General features: G+C 63.5%; 12 protein-coding genes and 1 tRNA gene. 9 read left to right on the top strand and 4 right to left on the bottom strand.

The genetic code is table 11. The features are described 5' to 3' along the window. Positions 1 to 54: 54 nt before the first annotated feature. The 5 genes from NKI37_RS23075 (at position 55) to NKI37_RS23055 (ending at position 6,899) form a co-directional block, all read left to right on the top strand. Positions 55 to 1,650: an ABC transporter substrate-binding protein gene (locus NKI37_RS23075; RefSeq protein WP_444849001.1), complete on the top strand. Its 1,596-nt coding sequence runs from the start codon at positions 55 to 57 to the stop codon at positions 1,648 to 1,650. Continuing rightward, positions 1,640 to 2,584, top strand: a complete 945-nt coding sequence (locus NKI37_RS23070; RefSeq protein WP_352787126.1) for an acetamidase/formamidase family protein — start codon at positions 1,640 to 1,642, stop codon at positions 2,582 to 2,584. The genes NKI37_RS23075 and NKI37_RS23070 overlap by 11 nt, the downstream gene beginning before the upstream one ends. A gap of 187 nt (positions 2,585 to 2,771) precedes the next feature. Continuing rightward, a complete protein-coding gene (locus tag NKI37_RS23065) occupies positions 2,772 to 4,553 on the top strand; it encodes an ABC transporter ATP-binding protein (protein WP_023715886.1) in 1,782 nt (593 codons plus the stop codon). Between the two features lie 128 nt (positions 4,554 to 4,681). Next, positions 4,682 to 5,632, top strand: coding sequence for a hypothetical protein (locus NKI37_RS23060; RefSeq protein WP_031196424.1), 951 nt, complete (start codon positions 4,682 to 4,684; stop codon positions 5,630 to 5,632). Between the two features lie 52 nt (positions 5,633 to 5,684). Further along, a complete protein-coding gene (locus tag NKI37_RS23055; RefSeq protein ID WP_023715887.1) occupies positions 5,685 to 6,899 on the top strand; it encodes a hypothetical protein in 1,215 nt (404 codons plus the stop codon). Between the two features lie 48 nt (positions 6,900 to 6,947). On the opposite strand, the gene NKI37_RS23050 is transcribed toward NKI37_RS23055, so the two are convergent. From NKI37_RS23050 to NKI37_RS23040, 3 genes are all read right to left on the bottom strand, one after another. Then, positions 6,948 to 10,373, bottom strand: coding sequence for an acyl-[ACP]--phospholipid O-acyltransferase (locus tag NKI37_RS23050; RefSeq protein WP_352597734.1), 3,426 nt, complete (start codon positions 10,371 to 10,373; stop codon positions 6,948 to 6,950). Positions 10,374 to 10,464: 91 nt separating this feature from the next. Then, entirely contained in the window at positions 10,465 to 10,752 is a 288-nt protein-coding gene (locus tag NKI37_RS23045) for a YiaA/YiaB family inner membrane protein (protein WP_023668598.1), read from the bottom strand. A gap of 111 nt (positions 10,753 to 10,863) precedes the next feature. Next, on the bottom strand, positions 10,864 to 11,550 hold the full coding sequence (locus NKI37_RS23040) for a PspA/IM30 family protein (protein ID WP_352787124.1): 687 nt from the start codon (positions 11,548 to 11,550) through the stop codon (positions 10,864 to 10,866). A gap of 104 nt (positions 11,551 to 11,654) precedes the next feature. Between NKI37_RS23040 and NKI37_RS23035 the strand changes: the two genes are divergently transcribed. Together NKI37_RS23035 and NKI37_RS23030 are read left to right on the top strand one after the other, a co-directional pair. Continuing rightward, the gene (locus tag NKI37_RS23035) at positions 11,655 to 12,263 is read left to right on the top strand and encodes a TetR/AcrR family transcriptional regulator (RefSeq protein WP_023681448.1); all 609 of its coding nucleotides are present in this window, start codon (positions 11,655 to 11,657) and stop codon (positions 12,261 to 12,263) included. Between the two features lie 104 nt (positions 12,264 to 12,367). Next, positions 12,368 to 14,329 (top strand): acyltransferase family protein, encoded by a 1,962-nt coding sequence (locus NKI37_RS23030; RefSeq protein ID WP_084633816.1) that lies wholly within the window; start codon positions 12,368 to 12,370, stop codon positions 14,327 to 14,329. A gap of 47 nt (positions 14,330 to 14,376) precedes the next feature. On the opposite strand, the gene NKI37_RS23025 is transcribed toward NKI37_RS23030, so the two are convergent. Then, positions 14,377 to 14,452 (bottom strand) — tRNA-Ala (locus NKI37_RS23025). 148 nt (positions 14,453 to 14,600) lie between these two features. Between NKI37_RS23025 and NKI37_RS23020 the strand changes: the two genes are divergently transcribed. Then, entirely contained in the window at positions 14,601 to 14,891 is a 291-nt protein-coding gene (locus NKI37_RS23020) for a YggT family protein (RefSeq protein WP_023668602.1), read from the top strand. 13 nt (positions 14,892 to 14,904) lie between these two features. After that, positions 14,905 to 15,216, top strand: coding sequence for a DUF167 family protein (locus NKI37_RS23015; protein ID WP_352787122.1), 312 nt, complete (start codon positions 14,905 to 14,907; stop codon positions 15,214 to 15,216).

The following is a 15,216-nucleotide window of genomic DNA, read 5'->3' as shown; positions in this document are numbered from 1 at the left end:
ACAACAATGAAAAAGTTTCTCGCATCCACAGTCGCGGCATCGGCCTTGGCCCTCATGCTCGGCATGACAAGCGTCCGCGCCGAAGACACGGTCGATCCCAACGCCAAGCAAGGCGGCGCCATCACCATCACCTACAAGGACGATGTTGCGACCCTCGATCCGGCGATCGGCTATGACTGGCAGAACTGGTCGATGATCAAGAGCCTGTTCGATGGGCTGATGGATTACGAGCCGGGCACCACCAATTTGAAGCCCGACCTCGCCGAAAGCTACGAGATTTCGCCCGACGGCCAGACCTTCACCTTCAAGCTGCGCCATGGCGTGAAATTCCACAATGGCCGCGAGATGACGGCCGACGACGTGAAATATTCGCTCGACCGCGTCACCAATCCGAAGACGCAGAGCCCCGGCGCCGGCTTCTTCGGCTCGATCAAGGGCTATGACGATGTCGCAGCCGGCAAGGCCGAAGGCCTGTCCGGCGTCACTGTCGTCGACCCCTACACGGTCAAGTTCGAACTCACCCGGCCCGACGCCACCTTCCTGCATGTCATGGCCATCAACTTCGCCCATGTCGTGCCGAAGGAAGAGGTCGAGAAATACGGCGCCGATTTCGGCAAGCATCCGGTGGGCACCGGCGCTTTCAAGCTCGCCGAGTGGACGCTGGGCCAGCGCATCGTTTTCGAACGCAATGCGGATTACTGGCACAAGGGCCTGCCGCATCTCGACAAGATCACCTTCGAGATCGGCCAGGAACCGATCGTGGCGCTGCTGCGCTTGCAGAAGGGCGAGATCGATGTGCCCGGCGACGGCATTCCGCCGGCAAAATTCCAGGAGGTAATGGCCGATCCCGAGCAGAAGGCGCGCGTCGTCGAAGGCGGTCAGCTGCACACCGGCTACGTCACCATGAACACCACCATGGCGCCGTTCGACAATGTGAAGGTGCGTCAGGCCGTCAACATGGCGCTCAACAAGGCGCGCATCATCCAGATCATCAACGGCCGCGCCGTGCCGGCCAACCAGCCGCTGCCACCGTCGATGCCAGGCTACGACAAGGAATACAAAGGTTATCCCTATGACGTAGCCAAGGCCAAGGCGCTGCTGGCCGAGGCCGGTCATCCCGATGGTTTCGACACGCAGCTGTTCGCCATGAACACCGATCCCAACCCGCGCATTGCCCAGGCGATCCAGCAGGACCTGGCGGCCATCGGCATCAAGGCCAGCATCCAGTCGCTGGCGCAGGCCAATGTCATTGCCGCCGGCGGTGACAAGGCCGGCGCGCCGATGATCTGGTCGGGCGGCATGGCCTGGATCGCCGACTTCCCCGATCCGTCGAATTTCTACGGCCCGATCCTCGGCTGCGCCGGCGCGGTGCCGGGCGGCTGGAACTGGTCGTGGTACTGCAACAAGGATCTCGACGCCAAGGCGGCCGAGGCCGATTCGGTTGTCGATCCCGCCAAGGCCGGCGAACGCGACAAGATGTGGAGCGCCATCTACGACAAGGTGATGGAAGACGCGCCCTGGGCGCCGGTCTTCAACGAACAGCGCTTCACCATGAAATCCGCGCGCATGGGCGGTGCCGACAACCTCTATGTCGACCCGGTCCATATCCCGATCAACTACGACAATGTGTACGTAAAAGATGTGCAATAACTGCGACTACACCATCCATGGGCGCAATCACCATTTCGGCTGGGACAATTCCTTTGCCCCGGCCGAGCGGGTGGCGCCCGGCGCGACCATCGAGTTCCAGTGCCTCGATGCCGCCGGCGGCCAGCTGAACGCCGACAGCACGGTCGCCGAAATCGTCAAGCTCGACTTCGCCGGGGTCAACCCGGTGACCGGGCCGATCTTCGTCGAGGGCGCCGAGCCGGGTGACGCGCTCAAGGTGACGATCGAGATGTTCAAACCGTCCGGTTTCGGTTGGACGGCGAACATTCCGGGTTTCGGCCTGCTCGCCGATGACTTCACGGAACCGGCGCTGAACATCTGGAAATACGATGCAGCCGCGCTCGAACCGGCGCTGTTCGGGAAAAACGCGCGCGTGCCACTGAAGCCGTTCGCCGGCACCATCGGCAATGCGCCGGCTGAGATGGGGCTTCACTCGGTGGTGCCGCCACGGCGGGTCGGCGGCAATCTCGACATCCGCGATCTCGCTGCCGGCACGACGCTCTATCTGCCGGTTGAGGTGGCCGGCGCGCTGTTCTCGGTCGGCGATACGCACGCCGCACAAGGCGATGGCGAGGTCTGCGGCACGGCGATCGAGAGCCCGATGGACGTCGTGCTCAAGCTCGACCTTGTCAAGGACGCCAGGCTGAAGACGCCGCGCTTCACCACGCCGGGCCCGGTGACGCGCCATCTCGACGCCAAGGGTTACGAGGTGACGACGGGCATTGGGCCGGATCTGATGGCGGGCGCGAAGGAGGCGGTGGCGCAGATGGTCGATCTGCTCGCTGGGCGATACCAGATCGATCCGGTCGAGGCCTATATGCTGGCCTCGGTGTGCGGGGACCTGCGCATCAGCGAGATCGTCGACATGCCGAACTGGGTGGTGTCGTTCTATTTTCCGCGTTGCGTGTTTGAATGACGGTACGTCGGCGCCGCACCCCCACCCCGCTGCTTCGCAGCGACCCTCCCCACAAGGGGGAGGGTAAAGCGCTGCCACCCTACCTCCCCCTTGTGGGGAGGTCGGACCGGAGGTCCGGGTGGGGGTCAGCGCCAAGGTTTGTGCGAATGGTGCGACGGAACCAATCCGTCGCAGGGCTCCACCCACAATGACCCTCGCCGACAACCCCATCCTCTCCATCGCCAACCTCTCCGTCAGCGTGCGCGGCGAGGACGGCGAGCGCGATGTCGTCTCCAACCTGTCGCTGACGCTGGCGCGCGGCGAGACGCTCTGCATTGCCGGCGAATCCGGCTCCGGCAAGTCGATGACCGCGCTGGCGATCATGCAGCTTTTGCCGCAGCCGGCGGCGCGCATATCGTCAGGCATGATCCGTCTTCGGGATGGGAATCGGGGCGACACCGACCTAGCAACCCTCGACGAACGCCAGATGCGGCGCATTCGCGGCGACCGCATCGCCATGATCTTCCAGGAGCCGATGACCTCGCTCAACCCGGTTCTGTCGATCGGCCGGCAACTCACCGAATCAATCGAGGCGCATACCAGCCTGTCGTCGGCGCAAGCCCGCCGGCGCGCCATCGAGGCGTTGAAGGCGGTGCGCATTTCGGAGGCGGAAAGCCGGTTAAAGCAGTTTCCGCACGAACTCTCCGGCGGCATGCGCCAGCGGGTGATGATCGCCATGGCGCTGGCGCTCGAGCCCGACGTGCTGATCGCCGACGAACCGACGACGGCGCTCGACGTCACCGTGCAAGGCGAAGTGCTGGAGCTGTTGCGCGACCTGCAGCGCCAGCATGGCACCAGCGTCATCCTGATCACCCACGATATGGGCGTGGTTGCCGAAATGGCCGACCGGGTCATCGTCATGCGCGACGGCCGCATGGTCGAAGAAGGCACGACATCGGATATTTTTGTCCAGCCGCAGGCCGACTATACGCGCGAACTGCTGGCTGCCGTGCCGCGCATCGGCAGTGGCGTCGGTCGACAGAAATCCAGGGATGCGATTGACGTCTTGAAACCGGCCAATGTCGCCGAGATCAACGACCTGCATGTCCGCTTCGATCTGCGTGGCGGCATCTTTGGCCAGGTCACCCGCCGCGTCCACGCCGTCGAGGGCGTCAGCTTCTCGATTGCGCCCAACGAAACGCTTGCTCTGGTCGGCGAATCCGGCTGCGGCAAGTCGACGACCGCCAAGGCGCTGGCCGGACTGGCGCCGTATAGCGGCGACATCGTCATTGGCGGGCGCAATCTCTCCGGTCTTGGCCGCGACGAGCGCAAGGCGGTGCGCCGTGACGTCCAGATGATTTTCCAGGATCCCTTCGCTTCGCTCGATCCGCGCATGCGCGTCGGCGAGCTCGTCGCCGAGCCGCTGGTGATTCATGGCATCGCCTCCAAGGACGAGCGCCGCGAACGAGTGGGGGCGCTGTTCGAGCGTGTCGGCCTGTCGGCCGACCAGATGGAGCTTTACCCGCACGAATTCTCCGGTGGCCAGCGCCAGCGCGTCTGCATCGCCCGAGCGCTGGCGCTACGACCAAAACTGATCATCGCTGACGAAAGCGTCTCCGCGCTCGACGTCTCGGTGCAGGCGCGTGTGCTCGATTTGCTGAAGGAATTGCAGCGCGAATTCGGCGTCGCCTATCTCTTCATCTCGCACGACATGGCGGTGGTCGAGAACATTTCCGACCGCGTTGCCGTCATGTATCTCGGCCAGATCGTCGAGATGGGCACGCGCGACCAGGTGTTTTCCAACCCGCGCCATCCCTACACCAGGCGGCTGATCGACGCCGTGCCGGTGCCCGATCCGGCGCAGCGCAGAACGCGCTTCGCGCGCCTCGACCAGGAAATCCCAAGCGCCACCCGCAGGATCGGGGAGGCGCCGCTGAAGCTGGCGCTGAACGATGTCGGCGGCGGCCATCTGGTTGCTGCGGAAAGCTGAGCCCGCACTGGCTGGCAGCTGTTCTTTTACTTTGTTGAGTACAACCAAGAACTGCCGTCTCGGGTTTACCGCGTCTTAGGTGGACGGCGGCCACTATACGGTCGGAGTTCTTGCCACGGGGAAAAATAGTGCTCAAGGCGGTTCTGCAGCTGCTGCCGGGTCGGTTCATGGATGTGCGCATGCGCGTATCCGCCGACTACGAGACGCGTGTCGTGGAGCGGCCCGGGCGCTGGATGAAGGCGGCCGAGCTGGAGCAGTTGAGCAGCGATCTGCGGCTGGTGGCGTCGAAGACGCTGAAAGTCGGCAGCCTGACCTACGGTGTGTTTTCCGGTGACCGCAGCCGGCTGGAACATTCCATCATCACCATCGTCTATCGCCGCAGCGACGGGCGGCCGATCGCCTTCAACGCGCTGGCGCTGATGGAGATTTCGCTGGCCGGCAAGCCCTATGAAGTCTTGCACCTCGGTCTGGTCATGATCGATCCGGACGAGCGCAGCCGCGGTCTCAGCTGGATCCTCTACGGCCTGACCTGCTTCCTGATGTTTTTGCGCAACCAGTTCAGGCCGATCTGGATCTCCAACGTCAGCCAGGTGCCGGCCGTCGTCGGCATGGTCGCGGAGGCGTTCAGCAATGTGTTTCCCGGACCGCATGCCGGCGCGCGGCGCTCGCTGACCCATGTGCTTCTGGCGCGGCAGATCATGGCGCGGCACCGCCATGTCTTCGGCGTCGGCCCCGAAGCGGGTTTCGACGAAGAGCGTTTCGTCATCACCAATGCCTATACGGGCGGCTCGGACGATCTGAAGAAAACCTTCGACGAGACGGCCAAGCACCGCGAGGAGACCTTTAACGAGTTCTGCCGCAAGGAACTCGACTACGGGCGCGGCGACGATGTGCTGCAGATCGGCCAGATGAGCTTCCAGTCGGCGCGCACCTTTCTCGCCGACACGGTTCCGCGCCGCTCGCTTGCAGCACTTGCCGTGGCCGGCGCGGCCGCCACGCTGCAGCGGCTGGTGCTGCCGGTGGTTCACTGGGCCGATAGCACCCGCCAATGGAATGTGCTGAGACCATGGACACGCTGATGGCTTCATTCGTGGCGTCTCGGTTTATCCGCAAGCTGATGGCAGCCGGCCGATGATGAACCTCGACGGCACGCTCGTCGCCGACACCATCACCTCGCTAGCGGCGCTGGTTGGCCTGCTTGTCGTGATATCGATCATAGGCGGGCGCGACACGGGCGATCCGCTGTCGCGGCGCTTTCTATTCGGCCTCAAGGTGCTGGCAGTGCTGCTTGCCTGCCGCATCCTCGACTGGACCACGGGTCTTGCCTTTTTCCGGTTCGTCACCATCACGGCGGCGGGTCTGCTGCCGCTGGCCGCACTGCTGCTGACCGAAGGCCTGCTGCGCCGGCACGCGCCGTTCGCTCTCAAATTGTTCGCCGCCGGCGGTGCCCTGCTGTTCTTCCTTGTGGCGCCGATCCCGGCACGTTTCGCTGAACCATGGCGAATGGCGGTACTACTTGCCTTCCAGTTCGGAGGTTTTCTCGCCATCGGCTGGCTGGTGATGACGCGCGATCGCGACAGCCTGTCGGCGGCCGAAAACCGCACGGTCGAGCGCATGGCGCTGTCGCTGCTGTTGATCATTCCGTTCATGGTCACCGACTACCGGCCCGGCCTGTTCGAAGTGCCGGTTCGGCTTGGCGGCATCGCCATCCTGTTCCTGTGTTGGCTGACGATCGGCCTTGGACGCGCGAGCCTCGGCCATCGCGACACGATCGGCGCCTTTACCGTGATTACGCTGAGCTCGGTTTTCGCCGGGCTGGCGCTGGGCGGCATCGACGATCTCGGCTGGCGCGGCAGTGTGCAGGGCGTGGTGATCGTGCTGTCGGCGACGCTGCTGGCAGTCATCTACAATGACAGCGTCAGCCTCACCGCGGAGAAGCGCCGCGACTCGTTGCTGAAGCATATGGCCGAGGGCGACCTCACCGATTCGGCGCGCTTCCTGCGCGGCCTGCAGAGCCATATTCTTGTCGACGGTGCGCTGATCCTGCCGGCAGCCGACCTCGGTGATTTCGACCTCAAGGTGCTGGCCCGTGCACTAGAGCAGGAGCCCGTGCGCTCGCTCGCCGATACGCAGCCGGGGGCGCCAGTCGACCAGGATATACGCGAGCAGCTGGCCTGGCTGTTCGAGAAATTTGAGGCGACCCATGTGCTGCTGGCGACGCTCGAGCCGTTGACCGTGGTGGCGCTCAACATGCCGGCGCTGGCATCGTCGCCGGGCGTGGAAATGGAGCTGCGGGCAGTCCAGCGCATGGCGATGCTGATCTCGCAGCGGCATGCGAAGGGTTGATCATACTGAACGGGCCGGCTCTTGCGTCGGCCCGTTGCCGTAGCCGGGTCAGGCGGCCTTGGTCTTCAAGGCCTCTTCGTCGCGCACCATTTTTGTCACGGCGGCGAAGTCGAGCTTGCCGGAGCCAAGGACCGGTACCTTTGAGACCACCCGCACTTCGGCCGGGACCATCAGGTCCATGGCGCCGTTGGCCTTGGCGTAGGCGAGGAATTCCGCTCGTGTGGCGCCGGATGCCTCAGTGATGAGGATCAGCTTTTCGCCCTTGCGCGCGTCGGGCACCGTGGCGACCGCCGACAGCGAGCCCTTCCACAATTCGCCGGCCAGCGCTTCGACAGCGGCGAGCGAGATCATCTCGCCGCCGATCTTGGCGAAGCGCTTGGCGCGGCCGCGAATGGTGATGAAGCCGCCTTCGTCGATAGCGACGACGTCGCCCGTATCATGCCAGCCGTCCTCCAGCGGTTCGAGCACGCCGGGCTTCTCGGCCCGGAGATAACCGGCCATGACATTGGGGCCGCGCACGAACAGCCGGCCGCCTTCGTCGACGCCGGGGACCGGATCGAGGCGGTATTCCATGCCGGGCATGATCTTGCCGACGGTTCCAGAGCGATTGTACATCGGCGTGTTGATGGAGATCACCGGCGCCGTCTCGGTGACGCCATAGCCCTCGAGTATGCGGACGCCGAACTTCTCCATATAGGTCATGCGCGTCGCTGTCTTGACCGGCTCCGCGCCGGCAAAACAATAGCGTATCGAGCGGAAGTCGTAGGGGTGCGCGGTGCGGGCATAGCCGGAGAGGAAGGTGTCGGTGCCGAAGATGATCGTCGCGTTCGAGCCGTAGATCAGTTCCGGCACGAGGCGGTAGTGCAGCGGCGAGGGGTAGAAATAGACCGGCACGCCGGAGATCAACGGCAGCACCGTGCCCGCGGTCATGCCGAAGGAGTGGAAGATCGGCAGCACGTTGAACACCTTGTCGCCCGAATGGAAGTCGATACGCGACGCCGCCTGGGCGGCGTTGGCCAGGATGTTGCGGTGGGTCAGAACGACGCCCTTCGGCGTGCCTTCCGAACCCGAGGTGAACAAGATCACCGCCGCATCGCCGGGCTTGCGTTTCGCGCGCGGCGTCGACTTGCGCAGCAAGCCGAGCAGCTTATCCTTGAGACTGATGGTCTTTCTGAGATCGTCGAGCCACACGATGTCGACCGAGCGACCGAGTTCCTCGACTACAGCGCCGAGCTTTGCCTGTTCGACGAACGCGCGGGACGTCAGCACGGTGCGGACTTCGGCGGCCTTGCAGGCGGACAGAATATTGGCAGCACCTGCGGTGAAGTTCATCATCGCCGGAACCTTGCCGGCGGACATGACGCCGAGCAGCGTCGCGCAAGAGCCGTTGGCGTTGGGCAGCATGATGCCCAGCGTCTGCTGGTCGGCATAAAGGTTCTGGAACTTCTCACCAAGCACGGCGGCAGCCGTGAGCAGCTTGCTGTAGCTGAGAGAACCGGTGACCGGATCCTGAACTGCGAGCTGATTCATGCCGCGTTCGTTCGCCGTCTCGATGATCTTTTCCAGTACGGTCTTGTCGATGTCCTGGGTGCGGAAAACGAGATCCGACATCACCTGGTAGAGCGCGGAACCCGCCGCGGCGCGGCGCTTGCGGCCCTTCAGCTCTTGCGGCACCTCGAGCTTGACCGGTTCCAGAATGGTCACCTTGACCTTCGGGAACAGGCGGCGGCGCACATGCTGCGAGCTCAACCGCGAGAAGTAGGTCTTCTCCAGCCCGTCGATGCGCACCGGCACAACCATCGAGCCGGTCTTGTCGGCAACCATGGCGGCGCCGTCATAGACCTTCATCAGGCCGCCGGTCACCGTGATGCGTCCCTCCGGGAAGATCACCAGCGGATCGCCGCCCTGCACGATCTTGATCAGCGTGCGGGTCGACATCGGCTTGGCCGGGTTGAGCGGCAAAGCGCGGGCAAGTTTCATGAACGGCTTCATCCACCAGGCCTGGGCAATGGTGTAGTCGATGGCGAAGACCGGCTCCTCATCGGTCAGCGTCAAGGCGAGCGGACCGTCGAGGAAGCTGACATGGTTGAGCGCCAGGATCGGCGCCTTGCCGGCCGCCTTGAGGTTTTCCATACCCTCGACTTCGAGGCGCAGGAAAGCGCGGAACAGGATGGAGACGAAGTCACGGAAGGGGTTCGTCGGCAAATATTTCAGCATCAGCCAGGCGGCAATCGCATTGGCCGCGACGAGGCCGAACAGGATGCCGCCGGTCGAGACCTTCGTCTGGATCAGGGCCATGATGATGCCGCCGCCAGTCATGAAGCCGGCATTGACGATACTGACGGCGGCGACGACCCGGGCGCGCCGCGCTTCGGGCGACCAGGCCTGCACGGCGGCGAAGGTCGGCACCACCAGGAAAGCGGCTGCAATGGCCATGCCGGCGAGGTCGATGGCGACGCGGATCGTGTTTGGGCCGGCGAAGAATGCGCCAAGGGTTTCCGCCTGGGGCGACGGCGTCATGCCGGAGATGGTCCAGGCGAGATGCAGGCCGAACAGGGCGAGCAGCGCCGTGCCGACCGGTGCCGGCAACAGCACGATGCGGCCCTGCGACATCCAGGCGGCGATGGCCGAACCGATGGCGATCGAGACGGCGAACACGGCGAGGTAGACGGTGACGGCCATTTCGTTGCCGCCGAGCGAATCCTTGATCAGGACCGGCAGGAGCGAGAGCACGATGGCGCCGATCAGCCAGAACCACGACGTCATCAGGCCGGCGCGCCAGATGCGCGTGTCGGTGCGCAATTCGGCGACCTGGCGCCAGGTCGAGCGGAAGATGTTCTTGTCGATGACAAGGTCGGGCGCCGCCGAACCGGTGGACGGGATATAGCGGCTGACGAGCCAGCAACCGACGGCGAGCGCCATCATGATCGGTCCGAACACCGCGACGCCGATGCCATCGGCGGAAACGACGCCGCCGGCTATGGTGCCGCCGAGAATCGCGGCAAACGTGGCTGACTCGATCCAGGCGTTGGCCTTGGGCAGTTCCTTGCGTTCGAGGTGATCGGGCAGGATTCCGTATTTGATCGGTCCGAACAGCGCCGAGATAACGCCGAACATCAACAGCGCCGTCATCAGCACGGGAATGGACGACAGGGCGATGCCGACGACGGAGACACCCGCCGCGGCGATCTCGGCGAATTTCAGACGCTTGGCTATGAGAGCCTTGTCGAAGCGGTCGGCGAGCTCGCCGCCGAGCGCCGACAGGAGCAGGAAGGGGGCCATGAAGACGGCGCCCGCCAAGGTGACCAGTGATGCCGCCTGGTCCGCCGCCAGCGTGAACAGAATAAGGAACACCAGCGTGTTCTTGAGGAAATTATCGTTGAAGGCGGACAGGAACTGCGTCCAGAACAAGGGCGCAAAGCGCCTGGAGGTCATCAGATGAGCTGTCGGTCGGTTGATCGGGGCGATTTCCATAGCGGCGACTTCCATTGGGCAAGACCGGTGAAAATCCTGACTGGATTGATCAGCGGTCTTGCGCGTTGAGCCTTGTTTAGCGGGAACCCGGTTACACTTCGTTACTGCGGCTGACTTCCATCAGCAACTTCTCGGTCTTGGCGTCTTCCAGCCGGTTGATGAAGCGGCTTGCCTCTTCCGAGTCGCGCAGCGTCTTGGTGATGGTGATCGAGGTGTGCACGAGCATGATGGCGGCCATCGCATAAAACCCCTTGGCGGCGAAGCTCGCCTCCATGAAGTAGATGCCGCCGGCCATCATTGTGGCGGCAACGGCGAAACTGGCCATGGTGAAGGTCTTCCAGGCGCTTGAGTCCTTGGGGGAATAGGTGTTCGGGGTCATCGATATGGTCCTTTCGTTTCAAGGTTAGGTTGGTTGGGCGTGGGTCTGTTTCAGGCTGGATACAATCAGGCCGGATACAATCAGACTGGATAACAATCAGGCCGGGTACGATCAGGCCGGCTTGGTCATGGTCTTCGTGAGCCGTTCGAGCACGGTGTCGGCGCTGCTTCTCAGCGGCGCGCCGCAGCCGGCGGCCGCAAGCTTCTCTGAGACCGCGGCAGGATCGCCCGACTGTTCCATCTCGGCCATGGCGGCCGCGGTGGCGTCGATCTGCTTTTGCCTGGTGCGCAGGCGCAGCAGCGTCTCCTCGGCGTCCCTGAGCGCCGACAGGCTGGAGCCGGGCGCGCTTTCTCGCAGGCGCTGGGTCGAGTCGACCGCGGCAACGATGCGCTGGCCGCGCTGCAATTCGCGCAGGCGCATTTCGGAGACGCGGATAATCCGCTTGAGACGCTCGATCTCGGTGCCGAAGCTTTTCTGCGCCTCGGCGGAGGCGTCGCGTTCGGCTTCCAGCATGGCGATGGTTTCGGCGGCTTCGCGGGCCAGTTCATTCTGTCCCTGCTCGATCGCGGCGATCGTGCGCTTCTCCAAATCGTCGATGCGGAGGACAAGCTTCTTGAACTGCGCGACTTCCTGTTCGTTCTGGGCGATGGCAATTGCAACCGCCCGGCGGGCGGCCGCGATAGCGTCGGCGCAATCGCGGATCTGCTGGCGCAGGATTATCAGCGCGTTGCGGTCGACGACCGCCTCGGCGGCTTCGTAGCTTCGGCCGCGAACGAGAGCAAAAAACTGTTTCAACATTTCCGTTTCTCCTCTATGAACGTTGTTCACGACACAACGTAGCACATTGTGAACGGCGTTCAAGGAGAAAATGAACGGTGTTCATGAATTGATAAGGAAGGTTAATGACCGCAAAACGGGACGCCAAACGCGAGGATCTCAAAGGCAGGCTGATCGAGGCCGCGCAAGCGCGCATCCAGTCCTTGGGGCTCGCCGGGCTGCGTGCACGCGACATCACGGCCGATGCCGGCTGCGCGCTCGGCGCGCTCTACACGGCCTTCGCCGACCTCGACGAGCTCATCCTGCACGTCAATTCGATCACGCTGGCAAGACTTGGGGCGGCGTTGGAACAGGAGGCGACCGCCGCCGCCGAGCCAAGGGCCAAGCTGAAGGCACTGGCCAAGGCCTATCTCGGCTTCGCCCGCGGCAACCGCATGGCGTGGAAGGCGCTGTTCGAGCATCGCATGGCGCCAGGCGTGGCGGTGCCCGGATGGCATCTGGCCGAACATGCCGTGCTGATCCAGCATCTGGTCGAGCCGCTGGCGGCGCTGCTCCCGGCGGCGGCAACGCCGGAGCTTTTGGCCCGCGCGCGCACGCTGTTCTCCGCCGTGCATGGGATCGTCGCCATCTCGCTCGAAGACCGTTTCATTGGCCTGGCGTCCACCGATCTCGAAAGTGAGCTGCTGGGTTTCGTCGACACGCTGGTGAGCGGGCTGGAGACGGAAAGGGAATGAACTGCTGCGATCGGCTCTTGCTTCACGGCACTCTGCCCTTATGAAGATCGTGGCGGGGACTGGCCGGTTGATCCAGGCCGGCTGAGACTGTTGGGGGATACCCGGTGACAATCGATCAGAACCGCCGGTTTCAACCCGAAATACAAGGGTTGCGCGGACTGGCCGTCGCTCTGGTCGTCGTCTTTCACCTGTGGCCCCATGCTCTTCCCGGCGGATATATCGGCGTCGACGTCTTTTTCGTCATCTCTGGCTATCTGATCACCGGCCTGCTGGCGCAGATGGCGCTGCGCGACGGTCGCGTCTCGCTGATCGAATTCTATTCGCGACGGGTGCGACGGTTGTTGCCTGCAGCAACCTTGGTGCTGCTGGTGGCATTGCTGGGCACGCTGCTTTTCATCTCAAAGGCGCGCTGGGAGGAAATAGGCAACCAGATCGTGGCGAGCGCTCTTTATGTCGAGAACTGGCGGCTGGCCTCGATTGCCGTCAGCTATCTCGAGGCCGACACCTTGCCGAGCCCGGTGCAACACTACTGGTCGCTTTCCATCGAAGAGCAGTTCTACATCGCCTGGCCGTTGGTGATGATCGGCGTGATCTGGCTGGCGCGCCGCCGTGACCTTCCGCTGAGGGCCTGCTTGATCGGGGCGTTGTCGCTCATTTTCGCGGCATCACTTGTTGCCTCTGTGGTTTTGACGGCGACGGATCCGGCCCAGGCCTATTTCGTCAGCCATACCCGCCTGTGGGAATTGGCGCTGGGTGGTCTGCTGGTGCTGACCGAACACCAGTTTCGACTGGCGGCACTCACTAGACAGTGGCTGGCGATCGCCGGCATCCTGGGCATCGTTGCGTCCGCCTTGCTGTTTTCCGCTGCAACTCCATTTCCCGGCGTCAGTGCGTTGTTGCCGACCTTGGCCACAGTGCTGGTCATCCTGGCTGGCGAGGTTGAAGTCGGCCGGTTTCGTGGGCTCGATTCGTTGCCACTTCGTTTCATCGGCGATCGCTCCTACTCGGTCTATCTATGGCATTGGCCGCTGATCACCATCTTCCAGGCGCAGGGTCATTCGCTGACCCTTGCCGGCGGCTTCGGCCTGATTGCGGCGACCCTGCTTCTATCGGATCTGTCCTATCGATATGTTGAGCAGCGCTACCGGCAAGCTCGGGGCGGCGCCTGGTGGAAGCCGCTGGGATACGGCACCGCGGCGGTTCTCACATGCGTGGCCGCATCCGGCAGCCTGCTGCTCTTTCTGAAGACCGAACGCATCGACACCGCGCTGATCGGCACGCCTTCCTACCCCGGGCCCGCCGCTCTCGTCTCCGGCGCCGTGGTCCCGGACGGTGTGAACCTTCTGCCGCCGCTGGCCCGGCTGAGGCGGGACGTGCCGGTCGTGTATGCAAGGAAGTGCCACCAGGAGGAAAGCTCGGAGCCCAAACGATGCTCTCTAGGCGATCCCACGGGTGCGAAAACAATGGTTCTGGTGGGAGATTCTCATGCAGCCCAGTGGGTGCCGGCACTGGACAAGATCGCAAAGGACCGCAACTTCAAACTGGTTACCTTTACAAAATCCGCCTGCCCATTCACCCGCGTGGCCATCACGGCGAATGGCAAACCCAACGTCTTATGCGCGCAGTGGCACGAAAAGGTGCTGGCCGAGATCCTAAAGCTGAAACCGGATCTGATCTTCACCAGCCAGTCCAATTACGGAGCGGTTCAGCAAGACGTGATGATCGAGGGGCTGCGAAGTCTCTGGGGCGGGCTGACGGACGCCGGCTCGCAAATCGTTGCCATCCGCAACACGCCCTATATGAAATTCGACCCGGGCGATTGCCTGAGTTCGACCCCAACGAAATGCGTCACCAAACTGAGCGATATTGAGCGGAGCAACGTGTTGGCGCTGGCCGCGGAAGGACAGAAAAATGTGCGCGCCATCGATATGCTCGATGCCATTTGCGGGCCGCAACTATGCCCGGCAGTTGTCGGCAACATCATCGTCTGGCGGGACAGTCATCATCTGACCGCCAGCTACTCGCTTGCCCTGGCGCCCTATCTCGCAGCGAAGGCGGGGCTTTGACGAGACGTCTCGGAACTTAGATGTGTCGACAGGCAGGAAAATTCCGCTGGTGGAGCTGAGGAGGATCGAACTCCTGACCTCGTCATTGCGAACGACGCGCTCTCCCAGCTGAGCTACAGCCCCGTCCAGCGGATGGCGCATTTATCGAAGGCTGCGGTTTCCTGTCAAGGCGGGGTTTTGCCGAAATCCCTTGTGCCCGGTGCTTGTAGGCGACCGGCCCTTGCCGGTTTCGCGCGCAATGGCTACATGTCGACAACAATCGGAGACCGGCATGCTCGCCCTCATTCAAACAATCGTCATGGCGCTGGACCTGTACTGGTGGGTCATCATCGCCTCGGCGATCTTCTCCTGGCTCTATGCGTTCAACGTCGTCAACTCGCGCAATCAGTTCGTCGGCAGCATCGGCAACATGCTCTACCGGCTGACCGAGCCGGCGCTGCGTCCAATCCGTCGGTTCATGCCCGACCTTGGCGGCGTCGACATCTCGCCGATCATCCTGCTTCTGCTCCTGTTCTTTCTCAGGCAGCTCATTCTCACCACGATAGCGCCGCTGGTCCTGTGAACCTGACGGCGGCATGAGCGCGCCATTCCGCTTGCGCGCCGACGGCATCGACCTGTTTATCCGGCTGACGCCGAAGTCTTCCGTGGACAGGCTCGGAGGCGTGGAGACGATGGCCGACGGGCGCAGCCATTTGAAGGCGCGCGTGCGCGCCGTGCCGGAGAATGGCGCGGCCAATCAAGCATTGCAAAGACTTGTCGCCAAGGCGCTGGGAGTTCCCGCATCGGCGGTGTCGGTCGTTGCTGGCGCTACCCCTCGCTTGAAGACGCTACGCGTGAATGGCGATCCGGCGGCGCTGGTGACGAGCATCAAAGCGCTCGGCCGTTAG

The organism is Mesorhizobium sp. M0626 (assembly GCF_040320665.1).
In the GTDB taxonomy this organism is placed as follows: Bacteria; Pseudomonadota; Alphaproteobacteria; order Rhizobiales; family Rhizobiaceae; genus Mesorhizobium.
Note: the sequence above shows the minus strand (reverse complement) of the source record. Positions and strands in the feature narration are given on the sequence as shown.